The organism is Pseudomonas sp. S31 (assembly GCF_016648105.1).
In the GTDB taxonomy this organism is placed as follows: domain Bacteria; phylum Pseudomonadota; class Gammaproteobacteria; order Pseudomonadales; family Pseudomonadaceae; genus Aquipseudomonas.
In genome coordinates this window covers 1-13,238 of the sequence record NZ_JACVVE010000014.1, presented here as the reverse complement: position 1 = coordinate 13,238, position 13,238 = coordinate 1, and the positions used below count along the sequence as shown (strand labels likewise).

Genomic DNA, 13,238 nt, shown 5'->3' with positions numbered 1-13,238 from the left:
GGCAGCATGGCGCGTGCGGCTTTGCTGGTCAATGCAAGGGCCGGAACATCCCCCGCAAGATGTAATTTCCTACACATTAGGATGGCCACAGGCACCATCTGGCACATTTGCTGTCACACCTGTGCAAAAACACAGCATAAGCCTTTGTCACGAAAGAAAATGCATGCTCAAATTGCACTCATACGATAGTCGCCCCCACTCGAGCCCTTCATGGCGTGCCGCCATGGCGGCTGGCGGGCAGTAATGTTAAAAGTAGTGGTTCATTGGCCGTATGCCTGGCCGATCCCTATTGGACGCGCAGCACGCGCAGGAATAGACGCGTTTTGAAGAAATCCACCGCAACCCCAGCTCCATTGCCCGTGCCCTTGTGGCGGCAGCAGCTGCATTACCGCCTCAAGGAAGGCGCGTTGATCGCAGTCGGCGCCTTGTGCCTGTACCTGTGGATGGCGCTCATCACCTATTCGAAGGATGACCCGGCGTTCACCCAGACGAGCAACGTCGAGCAGGTGCAGAACGCAGCCGGCCGTGCCGGTGCCTGGTCTGCCGACATCATGTTCATGGTGCTGGGCTATTTCGCCTATATCTTCCCCTTGCTGCTGGCGATCAAGACCTGGCAGATCTTCCGCGAGCGCCACCAGCCCTGGCAATGGAGCGGCTGGCTGTTCTCCTGGCGGCTGATCGGGCTGGTGTTCCTGGTGCTGTCGGGCGCGGCCCTGGCGCATATCCACTTCCACCCGGCCACCGGCATACCGTTCTCCGCTGGCGGCGCCTTGGGCGAAAGCCTCGGCGACCTGGCGCGCAACCTGCTGAACGTGCAGGGCAGCACGCTGATGTTCATCGCCCTGTTCCTGTTCGGCCTGACTGTGTTCACCGACCTGTCGTGGTTCAAGGTGATGGACCTGACCGGCAAGATCACCCTCGACCTGTTCGAACTGGTGCAAGGGGCGGCCAACCGCTGGTGGGAAGCGCGCAACGAGCGCAAGCGCCTGGTGGCGCAGCTGCGTGAAGTCGACGAACCGGTGTTCGACCTGGGGCCGAAGGCCACCGACAAGCGCGAGCCGGCCAAGCCTGCCCTGCGTGAGCGCCTGTTCAAGCGTGAAGAAGCGCCGGCGCAGCCGGTCGAACCTCGCGAGCCGACCCTGGGCCGCGAGCCTGTGGTGCCGCGTGAACCCACGCTCGCCCGCGAGCCCGTGGTACCGCGTAACCCCGTGGTGCCCCGCGAGCAACCCGCTGCGGCCCCGACCATCGTACCTCCGGCCGCAGACCGGGTACCGGAGCAAAGCAAGCGGGTAATGAAGGAGAAGCAGGCGCCGCTGTTCGTAGACAGCGCCGTGGAAGGCACCTTGCCGTCGATCTCCATCCTCGACCCGGCCGAGCAGAAGAAGATCGAGTATTCGCCGGAGTCGCTGGCTGGTGTCGGCCAACTGCTGGAAATCAAGCTCAAGGAGTTTGGCGTCGAGGTCTCGGTGGACTCCATCCACCCTGGGCCGGTCATTACCCGGTACGAGATCCAGCCGGCTGCCGGCGTGAAGGTCAGCCGCATCGCCAACCTGGCCAAGGACCTGGCGCGCTCCCTGGCGGTGACCAGTGTGCGGGTGGTCGAAGTGATCCCCGGCAAGACCACCGTGGGTATCGAGATTCCCAACGAGAACCGGCAGATGGTGCGCTTCTCCGAAGTGCTCGCCACGCCCCAGTACGACGAGCAGAAGTCGCCGGTCACCCTGGCCCTGGGCCACGACATCGGCGGCAAGCCGGTGATCACCGACCTCGCCAAGATGCCGCACCTGCTGGTGGCGGGTACCACCGGTTCTGGTAAGTCGGTGGGTGTGAACGCGATGATCCTGTCGATCCTGTTCAAGTCCAGCCCGGAAGATGCGCGGCTGATCATGATCGACCCGAAGATGCTCGAACTGTCGATCTACGAAGGCATTCCGCACCTGCTGTGCCCGGTGGTCACCGACATGAAGGACGCCGCCAACGCCCTGCGCTGGAGCGTGGCCGAGATGGAGCGCCGCTACAAGCTGATGGCGGCCATGGGCGTGCGTAACCTGGCGGGCTTCAACCGCAAGGTCAAGGACGCCCAGGACGCTGGCGAGATCATCCACGATCCGCTGTACCGCCGCGAAAGCATGGACGACGAGCCGCCCGCGCTGAAGACCCTGCCGACCATCGTAGTGGTGGTCGATGAGTTCGCCGACATGATGATGATCGTCGGCAAGAAGGTCGAAGAGCTGATCGCCCGTATCGCCCAGAAAGCGCGGGCTGCCGGTATCCACCTGATCCTCGCCACGCAGCGCCCGTCGGTGGACGTGATCACCGGCCTGATCAAGGCCAACATCCCGACCCGCATGGCGTTCCAGGTGTCGAGCAAGATCGACTCGCGGACCATCATCGACCAGGGCGGCGCCGAACAGCTGCTCGGCCACGGCGACATGCTGTACATGCCTCCGGGCACCAGCCTGCCGATCCGCGTGCACGGCGCGTTCGTTTCCGATGACGAGGTGCACCGTGTGGTCGAGGCCTGGAAGCTGCGTGGCGCCCCTGACTACAACGACGACATCCTCAACGGCGTGGAAGAGGCCGGCAGCGGCTTCGAAGGTGGCGGTGGCGGTGGCGATGGTGAAGATTCGGAAAGCGACGCCCTGTATGATGAAGCCGTGCAGTTCGTGCTGGAAAGCCGCCGCGCCTCGATCTCGGCGGTGCAGCGCAAGCTGAAGATCGGCTACAACCGCGCCGCACGCATGATCGAAGCCATGGAGATGGCCGGCGTGGTCACCCCGATGAACAGCAACGGCTCGCGGGAAGTGATTGCCCCGGGCGGCCCGCGCGACTGATGGACACTTGCCGGGCGCCAACGGTGGCGCCCGGCCTATTCAATGCTCGATGAGGATTCCCATGCGCGCGATTCGCATGCTGTTGGTTTCTGCCCTGACCCTGGGCTCGGTTACTGCTTATGCCGGTGAGCAAGACGTACAGCGCCTGACCCAGTTGCTGGAAAAGTCGCAGACCATCCAGGCCAACTTCTCCCAGCTGACCCTCGACGCCGGCGGTACCAGCCTGCAGGAAACCTCTGGCAAGATGACCGTCAAGCGCCCGGGCCTGTTCTATTGGCACACCGATGCGCCGCAGGAGCAGGTGGTGGTGTCCGACGGCAAGAACGTCACCCTGTGGGACCCGGACCTCGAGCAGGCGACCATCAAGAAGCTCGACGTGCGCCTGAACCAGACCCCGGCGCTGCTGCTGTCCGGTGACGTGTCGAAGATCAGCCAGAGCTTCGACATCACCTCCAAGGAACAGGGCGATGTCATGGACTTCACCCTCAAGCCGAAAACCAAGGACACCCTGTTCGACTCGCTGCGCGTATCGTTCCGCAAGGGCCTGATCAACGACATGCAACTGGTCGACAGCGTTGGCCAGCGCACCAATATCCTGTTCAACGGGGTCAAGGCCAACACCGCAGTGCCTGACAGCACGTTCAAGTTCGATGTCCCGAAAGGCGCGGACATCATCCAGGAGTAACCCGAGGCCGTGATGGACCTGTTTCGAAGCGAACCCGTTGCCCAGCCCCTGGCTGCCCGCCTGCGTCCGTCCAACCTGGATGAGTACGTCGGCCAGGAGCACCTGCTGGCACGCGGCAAGCCGCTGCGCGAGGCGCTGGAGCAGGGTGCGCTGCACTCGATGATCTTCTGGGGCCCGCCAGGCGTGGGCAAGACCACCCTGGCGCGGCTGCTGGCGCAGTTCTGCGACGCTCACTTCGAAACCGTTTCGGCGGTACTGGCCGGGGTCAAGGAGATTCGCCAGGCGGTCGAGGTGGCCAAGCAGCAGGCCGGGCAGTACGGCCGGCGCACCATCCTGTTCGTCGACGAGGTGCACCGTTTCAACAAGTCGCAGCAGGATGCCTTCCTGCCCTATGTGGAAGACGGCACGCTGCTGTTCATCGGCGCCACTACCGAAAACCCGTCGTTCGAGCTGAACAACGCGCTGCTGTCGCGGGCCCGGGTATACGTGCTCAAGAGCCTGGACGAAGCGGCGCTGCGCAAGCTGGTCAACCGCGCGCTGAGCGAAGAGCGCGGCCTGGGCAAGCGCAACCTGCGGGTTGGCGACGATGCCTTCAAGATGTTGATGGCCGCCGCCGATGGCGATGGCCGGCGTATGCTCAACTTCCTGGAAAACGCCTCGGACCTGGCCGAGGACGGCAGCGAGATCGACGTCGAGATGCTGCAGAGCCTGCTGGGCGACAGCCGCCGTCGTTTCGACAAGGGCGGCGAAGCCTTCTACGACCAGATATCGGCGCTGCACAAATCGGTGCGTGGCTCCAATCCCGATGCCGCGCTGTACTGGTTCGCACGCATGCTCGACGGCGGTTGCGACCCGCTCTACATCGCCCGGCGCGTGGTGCGCATGGCCAGCGAGGACATCGGCAACGCCGACCCCCGGGCGTTGAGCCTGTGCCTGGCGGCCTGGGACGTGCAGGAGCGCCTGGGCAGCCCGGAGGGTGAGCTGGCGGTGGCTCAGGCCATCACCTACATCGCCTGCGCACCCAAGAGCAATGCCGTGTACACGGGCTTCAAGACCGCCCTGCGCGAGGCCGCCGAGCACGGCTCGCTGGAAGTGCCGCTGCATCTGCGCAACGCCCCGACCAAGCTGATGAAGCAGTTGGGCTATGGCGACGAATACCGCTACGCCCACGACGAGCCCGACGCCTACGCGGCGGGCGAGGACTACTTCCCCGATCAACTCGAGCCCCGCCAGTACTACCAACCGGTGCCGCGGGGTCTGGAGCTGAAGATCGGCGAGAAGCTGCGCCACCTGGCGGACCTCGACCGCAACAGCCCACGGCAACGGAGAAAACCGTGATCGCACTCATCCTGGCCGTCAGTGCCGGTGGCACCGCCGGTACCCTGTTGCGCTTCGCCACCTCCAACTGGGTCGTGGCGCGCTGGCCGCAGCACTATTATACCGGTACGCTGGCGGTCAACCTGGTGGGCTGCCTGCTCATTGGCCTGCTCTACGGGCTGTTCCTACACAAGCCGTTCGTGCCGGTGGAGCTGCGCGCCGGCCTGATCGTCGGTTTTTTCGGCGGTCTGACCACCTTTTCGTCCTTTTCGCTCGACACCGTGCGCCTGATGGAAAGCGGGCAAGTGCCACTGGCCTTGGGCTATACCACTATCAGCGTGGTGGGCGGGCTCCTGGCCACCTGGGCTGGCCTGTCCCTGACCCGTTTCTGAACCAACACCTACCTATAACGAGAGAACGATATGCTCGATTCCAAACTGTTACGCGGCCAACTTCAGGAAGTGGCGGATCGCCTGGCCTCCCGTGGCTTCAGCCTGGATGTCGCGCGCATCGAATCACTGGAAGAGCGCCGCAAGTCGGTGCAGACCCGCACCGAGCAACTGCAGGCCGAGCGTAACGCCCGTTCCAAGTCCATCGGCCAGGCCAAGGCCAAGGGCGAGGACATCGCGCCGCTGATGGCCGACGTCGAGCGCATGGCCAACGAACTGGCCGCTGGCAAGACCGAGCTGGACGCCATCCAGGCCGAGCTCGACGGCATCGTGCTGACCATCCCCAACCTGCCGGACGCCAGCGTGCCGGTGGGCGCGAGCGAAGACGACAACGTCGAAGTGCGCCGCTGGGGCACCCCGACAGCCTTCGATTTCGAGATCAAGGATCACGTCGCCCTGGGTGAGATCAGCGGCGGCCTGGACTTCGAGGCCGCGGCCAAGCTGTCCGGCGCCCGCTTCGCCGTGCTGCGTGGGCCAATCGCCCGTCTGCACCGTGCCCTGGCGCAGTTCATGATCAACCTGCACACCGCCGAGCACGGCTACGAAGAGGCCTACACCCCGTACCTGGTGCAAGCCCCGGCGCTGCAAGGCACCGGCCAGTTGCCGAAGTTCGAGGAAGACCTGTTCAAGATCAGCCGCGAAGGCGAGGCCGACTTCTACCTGATCCCGACCGCCGAAGTGTCGCTGACCAACCTGGTGGCGGGCGAGATCCTCGACGCCAAGCAGCTGCCGATCAAGTACGTCGCCCACACCCCGTGCTTCCGCAGCGAGGCCGGCGCCTCCGGCCGCGATACTCGCGGCATGATCCGCCAGCACCAGTTCGACAAGGTCGAGATGGTCCAGGTGGTCGAGCCGTCGAAGTCGATGGAAGCCCTGGAGGGCCTGACTGCCAACGCCGAGCGCGTATTGCAGGCCCTGGAGCTGCCGTACCGCGTGCTGGCCCTGTGCACCGGCGACATGGGCTTCAGCGCCGTGAAGACCTACGACCTGGAAGTGTGGGTGCCGAGCCAGGACAAATACCGCGAAATCAGCTCCTGCTCCAACTGCGGCGACTTCCAGGCCCGCCGCATGCAGGCCCGCTGGCGCAATCCGGAAACCGGCAAGCCCGAACTGGTGCATACCCTGAACGGTTCCGGCCTGGCCGTGGGTCGCACCCTGGTGGCGGTGCTGGAGAACTACCAGCAGGCCGATGGCTCGATTCGCGTGCCGGAGGTGCTCAAGCCGTACATGGGCGGTGTCGAGGTCATCCGCTAAATGGAATACCTGCCACTGTTTCACAAGCTGCAGGGCGGCCGCGTGCTGGTCGTCGGCGGCGGTGAGATCGCTCTGCGCAAGGCGCGCCTGCTGGCTGATGCCGGCGCGGCGCTGCGTGTGGTGGCGCCCGATGTGGATGGCCAGCTGGCCAGGCTGGCTCGCGAGGGCGGCGGTGAAGTGCTGGTGCGCGGCTACCGGGCCGGCGACCTGGAGGGTTGCCGCCTGGTCATCGCGGCCACCGACGACTCCGCGCTCAACGCCCAGGTCTCGGCGGACGCCCAGGCGCGCAGCCTGCCGGTCAACGTGGTGGATGCGCCGGCCCTGTGCACGGTGATCTTTCCGGCGATCGTCGACCGCTCACCCCTGGTGATCGCGGTGTCCAGCGGCGGTGATGCACCGGTGCTGGCGCGCCTGATCCGGGCCAAGCTCGAGGCCTGGATCCCTTCGGCCTATGGCGAACTGGCCGGGCTGGCTGCGCGCTTCCGGCGCCAGGTCAAAAGCCTGTACCCGGACGTCAACCAGCGCCGAGGCTTCTGGGAAGCCGTGTTCCAGGGGCCGGTTGCCGAACGCCAGTTGGCCGGGCAGGGTGCTGAAGCCGAGCGCCTGCTGCAGGCGATGGTCGATGGCGCACCGGTTCAGCAAGGCGGTGAGGTCTACCTGGTGGGTGCCGGGCCGGGTGATCCGGACCTGCTGACCTTCCGCGCCCTGCGCCTGATGCAGCAAGCCGACGTGGTGCTGTACGACCGCCTGGTTGCGCCTGCAATCATCGAGATGTGCCGGCGTGATGCCGAGCGCATCTATGTGGGCAAGCGCCGCGCCGACCATGCCGTGCCGCAAGAGCAGATCAACCGTCTGTTGGTCGACCTGGCCCAGCAGGGCAAGCGCGTGCTGCGCCTGAAGGGCGGCGATCCGTTCATCTTCGGCCGGGGTGGCGAAGAGATCGAGGAGCTGGCCGAGCAGGGTATTCCGTTCCAGGTGGTGCCAGGGATTACTGCGGCCAGCGGTTGCTCCGCCTACGGCGGGATTCCGCTGACCCACCGCGACTATGCCCAGTCGGTGCGTTTCGTCACCGGGCACCTGAAGGACGGCACCAGCAACCTGCCTTGGGACGATCTGGTGGCACCGGCGCAGACCTTGGTGTTCTACATGGGGCTGGTGGGCTTGCCGACCATCTGCGCCGAGCTGATCCGCCATGGGCGCGCCGCAAGCACGCCGGCGGCGCTGGTGCAGCAGGGCACCACGCGCAACCAGCGGGTGTTCACCGGTACGCTGGCAGACTTGCCAGATCTGGTCGCCCGGCACGAAGTACATGCGCCAACCCTGGTGATCGTCGGGGAAGTGGTGCAGTTGCGCGACAAGCTGGCCTGGTTCGAAGGGGCGCAGAACAGCTGAAATGGCTGGGGCCGCTTTGCGGCCCATTCGCGGGGCTAGCCCGCTCCCACAGGCTGGACGGTCCTCGAGACCGGTGAGCTTCCTGTGTGGGAGCGGGCTTACCCCGCGAATGGGCTGCAACGCAGCCCCAGCCATCTCAACCCCGCCAGATCCCTTTCCCCGCCAACCGCTCCCGGTCATGCGGCAGATTGAAATCCTGCAGCGGCCCCTTGGGCACGATCCCATTCGGGTTGATGGTCTTGTGGCTCATGTAGTAGTGCTTCTGGATGTGCTCCATGTTCACCGTCTGCGCCACCCCTGGCCACTGGTACAGCTCACGCAGCCAGTTGGACAGGTTCGGGTAATCGCTCAAGCGTCGCAGGTTGCACTTGAAGTGGCCGTGATACACCGCATCGAAGCGCACCAGCGTGGTGAACAGCCGCACATCGGCCTCGGTCAGGTACTCGCCGGCCAGGTAGCGGTTGCGGCCCAGCAGGTCTTCCAGGTAGTCCAGCTCGTTGAACACATCGTCGAACGCCGCCTCGTAGGCATCCTGCGTGGTGGCGAAGCCTGCGCGGTACACGCCGTTGTTCACCGCCGGGTAGATCCGCTCGTTGAGCGCTTCGATGGTCGGGCGCAAGGGTTTGGGGTACAGGTCCAGGCGGTTGCCGGTCAGCTCGTCGAAGGCGCTGTTGAAGATGCGGATGATCTCCGACGACTCGTTGTTGACGATGCGTTTCTCTTTCTTGTCCCACAGCACCGGTACGGTGACGCGCCCGGTGTAGTGCGGGTCGTCCTGAGTGTAGCGCTGGTGCAGGTACTGCAGGGCGTCCAGGTGATCGCCGCTGGAGCCTTGCTGAGTATCGAAGGTCCAGCCATGGTCCTGCATCAACCAGCTGACCACGGACACGTCGATCAATGAATCCAGGCCCTTGAGGGCGCGCAGGATCAGGGTGCGGTGGGCCCATGGGCAGGCCAGCGACACATACAGGTGATAACGGCCGGCCTCGGCAGCAGGCAGTGGGTTGCGGCGCTGGGCATTCTCACGCTTGAACGTGCCGTCCTTGCCGTTTTCATACCACTGGTCGTGCCAGCGGCCATCGATCAAAAGGCCCATGCTGAGCTCCTCGGAAACATAAGTTGTTTGTCGTTGGAGCCCAGTCTAGAGAAAAACGTTCGAATAAATAGCGCAAATACCGCGCCAGAATTATCTACTTGTTCGATCGGTTGCGTTGGCTCCAGTAGCCGCGCGCCTGCTCGAATGCCTGCTCCTGCGTATTGCCCAGGCCACGCAAGGCAAGGGCCATGGTCGCGATCACGGCCATCTCGCCATAGCTGTCCTCGGCCTCGCCGCGCCACACTGCCAGCAGTCGCTCAGGTTCGAGGCTCGCCGGTTTCACATGGCGCCGTTCGCTCATTGCCGGCCATTCTTCGTCCCAGGCCTGACCAGCGGTGGTGCCATAGAGGTGGCTGATGGTATCGGGGTTGACCTCGATTTCGCCGCCATCGCCCTTGATCACGATGGCATGGTCGCCGAGCAGCTGGCTGGCTTCGCGATGCACGGCCTGGTAGCCGGGGTGGAAGATGCTTTGCAGGCCGCAGCGTGCGCCCAGCGGGTTGAGCACCCGGGCCAGGGAATGGATCGGCGAGCGCAGGCCGAGGGTGTTGCGCAGGTCGATCATGCGCTGCAGCTGCGGTGCCCAGTCCTGCAGCGGGAAGAACGCCAGCTGCTGTTGCTCCAGGGCCTCGCCGACTTGCTGCCAGTTGCGGCACAGCGGGATCTGCAGCAACCCGAGCACTTGCTCGGTGTACAGCCGGCCGGCGGTGTGCGCGCCGGCGCCGTGCAGCAGGATACGCACGCCATTGGCGGCCAGGCACTTGGCCGCCAGCAGGTACCACGGCAGGTGCCGGCGCTTGCCGGCATAGGTCGGCCAGTCGATGTCCACGGCGATGCTCGGCGCGTCGAGGTACTTGCGCAGGGCCTCGGTGAAGCCTGCCAGCTCTTCGGCGCTTTCCTCCTTGTGCCGCAGCAGCATGAGGAAGGCGCCCAGCTGGGTGTCCTCGACCTTGCCCTCGAGCAGCAGGGTCATGGCTGCCCGGGCTTCCTCGCGAGTCAGGCCACGGGCACCGCGCTTGCCTTTGCCAAGGATGCGCACGAATTCGGCGAATGGGTGTTCGGCCGGGGTTTGCAGGGTCAGCGGAAGCGGTTCGGTCATATGCAGTTGGTCGGCTTGGGCAGGCCCGCCAGCTTGGCGGCGAGTTTGGCGGGGGTGCCGTTGAACAGGCGGTTCAGGTGCGGGCTATTGCCCTTTTCCACGCCCAGCTTGAGCGCGGTGTACTTGATGAGAGGCCGGGTGGCCGGCGACAGCTGGTACTCGGCATAGAACTGGCGCAGCAGTTCGAGGACTTCCCAGTGGTCGGGGGTCAGGGCGATGGCCTCGCGGGCAGCGAGCGCCTCGGCCACGGCGGGTGACCAGTCTTGCAGGTCGACCAGGAAACCGTCCTTGTCCAAAGCGATGGCGTTGTCGCCGACAGTCAGGGTGCTCATAGCCAGCTGTTGACCTTGTCGTAGTGCAGCGACAGTGTGACGAAAGCCGGATAGTCCACGGCCTTGGCCAGGTCGCTGCTGATGGCGCGGGCGTGCAGGTCTTCCTCCAGGGCGAACAGGCGCTGTTCGAGCCCGGCGGCCTGCAGTTGGCGCAGGGTATCGGTGCCGGCGCGCAGGGCGTAGACGGCATCGCCGCTCAACAGCAGGCCATCGTCGGCACCCAGCAGGCGCAGGCAGCTGCCCAGCCGCTCATCACTGAAAGGGGAGTGGGATAACAGGTGCAGGGTTGCCATCAGAGCGTCACCACTTGGTCGAAACGGGCAATCAGGGCCTTCAGCGCGGCGTCGTCCAGCACTTGCACCGGCAGCTCCAGGTTGTCTGCGGCCAGGCCGCGGCGGGCCAGGCTGTACTGGCAGGCGAACAATTCGTCGACGCCGAACATCGGCAGGGCCTGCAGGTTGGCAGCGAGGTTCTTCTGCTCCACGGCGGCTGGCTGTTGGCCGGGCGCCAACTGGAGCACGCCATCATCGAGGAACAGCATGCCCAGGGGCAGGTCGAAGGCGCCGCCAGCCAGGGCGATATCCAGTGCCTCACGGGCGGATGGGCCGTTCCACGGCGCCTGGCGGCTGATGATCAACAGGGATTTGGCCATTTCAGTCGCCTCCGAAGCAGACCAGGCGGTCCGCGGTTTGCGCGGCCTCGTGCAGCTGGCCCAGGCCAGACAGCTCCCAAGGCTTGGGCAGGTTCACCGCCGGGCGCTGGTAGCGATTGGCTTCGGCTTCGTCGAGTACGCCGCGGCGCAGGGCAGCTGCGATACAGACCACCGCGTCGAGCTTGTTGATCTCGATGAAGGCGCGCCACTGGGCAGCGATGTCCTGTTCATCCTGGGGCGTGACCACGTTGGCCGAGGCGCTGTGCACGCCGTCTTGGTAGAAGAACAGCCGGGCAATCTCATGCCCGCCCGCCAGCACCGCCTCGGCAAAGCGCAGGGCGCGACGCGAGGAGGGCGCATGGGCCGGGGAAAAAACCGCGATAGCGAATTTCATGGGCAACTCGTGCAAAGGAATGCCGCCATGATAAAGCAAAAAGCCCGCGCAAGTGGGCGCGGGCTTGGTCGGCAAGGCAAGCGCGGATCAGGCGTTTTCCTTGCTCTCCGGCAGGAACCAGTTCAGCACCAGCGCACAGATACCCCCAGTCGCCACGCCCGATTCCAGCACATTGCGAATCGCTGCCGGCATGTGCGCCAGGAACTCCGGCACCTGGGCCACACCCAGCCCCAGAGCCAGCGACACCGCGATGATCAGCAGCGCACGGCGGTCCAGCCGGGTACTGGCCAGGATATTGATCCCCGAAGCCGCCACCGCACCGAACATCACCATCGCTGCACCACCCAGCACCGGCTCCGGCACGGCCTGGATCACCCCGGCAACGCTCGGGAACAGGCCCAGCAGCACCAGCATCAGCGCAATCCATACGCCGATATGGCGGCTGGCGATACCGGTCAGCTGGATCACCCCATTGTTCTGGGCGAAGATCGAGCTAGGGAAGGTATTGAACAGCCCGGCCAGCAGCGAGTTGGCGCCGTTGACCAGCACGCCGCCCTTGATCCGCTGCATCCACACCGGCCCCTCGACCGGCTGGCGCGACACCTTGCTGGTGGCGGTCACGTCACCAATGGCTTCCAGCGAGGTCACCAGGTAGATGACCAGCATCGGAATGAACAACGCCCAGGAGAAGCCCAGGCCGAAGTGCAGCGGCGTCGGCACCTGGAACAGCGCCGCCTCGTGCATGCCGGTGAAGTCCAGGCGCCCCAGGTAGCCCGCCAGCGCGTAACCCACGGCCAGGGCGATGACGATGGCGCAACTGCGCATCCACACCACCGGAATCCGGTTGAGGATGACGATGATCGCCAGCACCACGCCCGACAGCAGCAGGTTCTCGCCATTGGCGAAGGTGCCATTGGCCATGGCACCGAAGCCGCCACCCATGCTGATCAGGCCGACCTTGATCAAGGTCAGGCCGATCATGAGTACCACGATGCCGGTCACCAGTGGAGTGATCAGGCGTTTGACGAACGGCAGGATGCGCGACACGCCCATCTCGACGAACGAGCCAGCAATCACCACCCCGAAGATCGCGGCCATCACGCCTTCCACCGGCGTGCCTTGCTTGACCATCAGCGCACCACCGGCGATCAGCGGGCCGACGAAGTTGAAGCTGGTGCCCTGCACGATCAGCAGCCCGGCGCCGAACGGCCCGAAGCGCTTGCACTGGATGAAGGTGGCGATACCGGAAATCACCAACGACATGGACACGATCAGGTTGGTATCGCGTGCGGAAACCCCCAGCGCCTGGCAGATCAGCAGCCCCGGGGTGACGATCGGCACGATGATCGCCAGCAGGTGTTGCAGCGCCGCCAGCAGGCCGATCAGCAGTCGCGGTTTGTCCTCGAGGCCAAGCACCAGTTCATTGGCAGGCGCCGCCGCGCCTGGGCTGTGTTCGTGTGTGCTCATCGAAGAAGCTGTCCGGCAAGAAAAAAGGGAGCGCATTCTACGGGGTGGCGCGCGATTGCGGTAGTGGCAGGCACGATCCCGGCAAGATCGCCGGCTATTCGTTCAATAAGCTGACTTTCAGGTCAATTCGCGGCCGTGGAGCAAGGATGAATGAAGGATCTTCACTGATTATCGGGGGAAGGTTTACTGGTAGTGATGGGGCGCCTATGAAATCGAGCGCCGCCCGCGCGGCGCATCGCGAGCTGCGCTCGCTCCTACGCTTGTTTC

At 65.0% G+C, this 13,238-nt stretch carries 13 protein-coding genes; 6 read left to right on the top strand and 7 right to left on the bottom strand.

The window, feature by feature from the left end; all coding sequences use genetic code 11:
* The first annotated feature begins 275 nt into the window (after positions 1 to 275).
* The 6 genes from IAE37_RS12505 (at position 276) to cysG (ending at position 7,931) form a co-directional block, all read left to right on the top strand.
* Positions 276 to 2,834, top strand: coding sequence for a DNA translocase FtsK (locus IAE37_RS12505; protein WP_442967817.1), 2,559 nt, complete (start codon positions 276 to 278; stop codon positions 2,832 to 2,834).
* Between the two features lie 61 nt (positions 2,835 to 2,895).
* The gene (gene lolA / locus IAE37_RS12500; RefSeq protein WP_201174031.1) at positions 2,896 to 3,519 is read left to right on the top strand and encodes an outer membrane lipoprotein chaperone LolA; all 624 of its coding nucleotides are present in this window, start codon (positions 2,896 to 2,898) and stop codon (positions 3,517 to 3,519) included.
* Positions 3,520 to 3,531: 12 nt separating this feature from the next.
* Positions 3,532 to 4,857 (top strand): replication-associated recombination protein A, encoded by a 1,326-nt coding sequence (locus tag IAE37_RS12495; protein WP_201174028.1) that lies wholly within the window; start codon positions 3,532 to 3,534, stop codon positions 4,855 to 4,857.
* Positions 4,854 to 5,228 (top strand): fluoride efflux transporter CrcB, encoded by a 375-nt coding sequence (gene crcB, locus IAE37_RS12490; RefSeq protein WP_201174026.1) that lies wholly within the window; start codon positions 4,854 to 4,856, stop codon positions 5,226 to 5,228. Before IAE37_RS12495 ends, crcB begins: the two co-directional genes overlap by 4 nt.
* A 30-nt stretch (positions 5,229 to 5,258) precedes the next feature.
* Entirely contained in the window at positions 5,259 to 6,539 is a 1,281-nt protein-coding gene (gene serS, locus IAE37_RS12485; protein ID WP_201174024.1) for a serine--tRNA ligase, read from the top strand.
* Positions 6,540 to 7,931 carry a siroheme synthase CysG gene (cysG, locus tag IAE37_RS12480; RefSeq protein ID WP_201174023.1) on the top strand — a complete coding sequence of 464 codons (1,392 nt, stop codon included), beginning with the start codon at positions 6,540 to 6,542 and terminating at the stop codon, positions 7,929 to 7,931. It abuts the gene before it with no gap.
* A 136-nt stretch (positions 7,932 to 8,067) separates the two neighbouring features.
* Here cysG and IAE37_RS12475 read toward each other — a convergent pair whose 3' ends face one another.
* The 7 genes from IAE37_RS12475 to IAE37_RS12445 all read right to left on the bottom strand — a co-directional run bounded on the left by IAE37_RS12475 (position 8,068) and on the right by IAE37_RS12445 (position 12,971).
* A complete protein-coding gene (locus IAE37_RS12475) occupies positions 8,068 to 9,027 on the bottom strand; it encodes a glutathione S-transferase family protein (protein WP_201174022.1) in 960 nt (319 codons plus the stop codon).
* Between the two features lie 94 nt (positions 9,028 to 9,121).
* A complete protein-coding gene (locus IAE37_RS12470; protein WP_201174021.1) occupies positions 9,122 to 10,126 on the bottom strand; it encodes a glycosyl transferase family protein in 1,005 nt (334 codons plus the stop codon).
* Positions 10,123 to 10,458: a TusE/DsrC/DsvC family sulfur relay protein gene (locus IAE37_RS12465; RefSeq protein ID WP_201174020.1), complete on the bottom strand. Its 336-nt coding sequence runs from the start codon at positions 10,456 to 10,458 to the stop codon at positions 10,123 to 10,125. The genes IAE37_RS12470 and IAE37_RS12465 overlap by 4 nt, the downstream gene beginning before the upstream one ends.
* The gene (tusB, locus tag IAE37_RS12460; RefSeq protein WP_201174019.1) at positions 10,455 to 10,751 is read right to left on the bottom strand and encodes a sulfurtransferase complex subunit TusB; all 297 of its coding nucleotides are present in this window, start codon (positions 10,749 to 10,751) and stop codon (positions 10,455 to 10,457) included. The genes IAE37_RS12465 and tusB overlap by 4 nt, the downstream gene beginning before the upstream one ends.
* Positions 10,751 to 11,110, bottom strand: a complete 360-nt coding sequence (gene tusC, locus IAE37_RS12455) for a sulfurtransferase complex subunit TusC (RefSeq protein WP_201174016.1) — start codon at positions 11,108 to 11,110, stop codon at positions 10,751 to 10,753. The genes tusB and tusC overlap by 1 nt, the downstream gene beginning before the upstream one ends.
* A gap of 1 nt (position 11,111) precedes the next feature.
* Complete coding sequence (gene tusD, locus IAE37_RS12450) at positions 11,112 to 11,504, bottom strand: sulfurtransferase complex subunit TusD (RefSeq protein WP_201174013.1); 393 nt, start codon at positions 11,502 to 11,504, stop codon at positions 11,112 to 11,114.
* An 87-nt stretch (positions 11,505 to 11,591) separates the two neighbouring features.
* Complete coding sequence (locus tag IAE37_RS12445) at positions 11,592 to 12,971, bottom strand: nucleobase:cation symporter-2 family protein (protein ID WP_201174010.1); 1,380 nt, start codon at positions 12,969 to 12,971, stop codon at positions 11,592 to 11,594.
* Between the last annotated feature and the right edge of the window lie 267 nt (positions 12,972 to 13,238).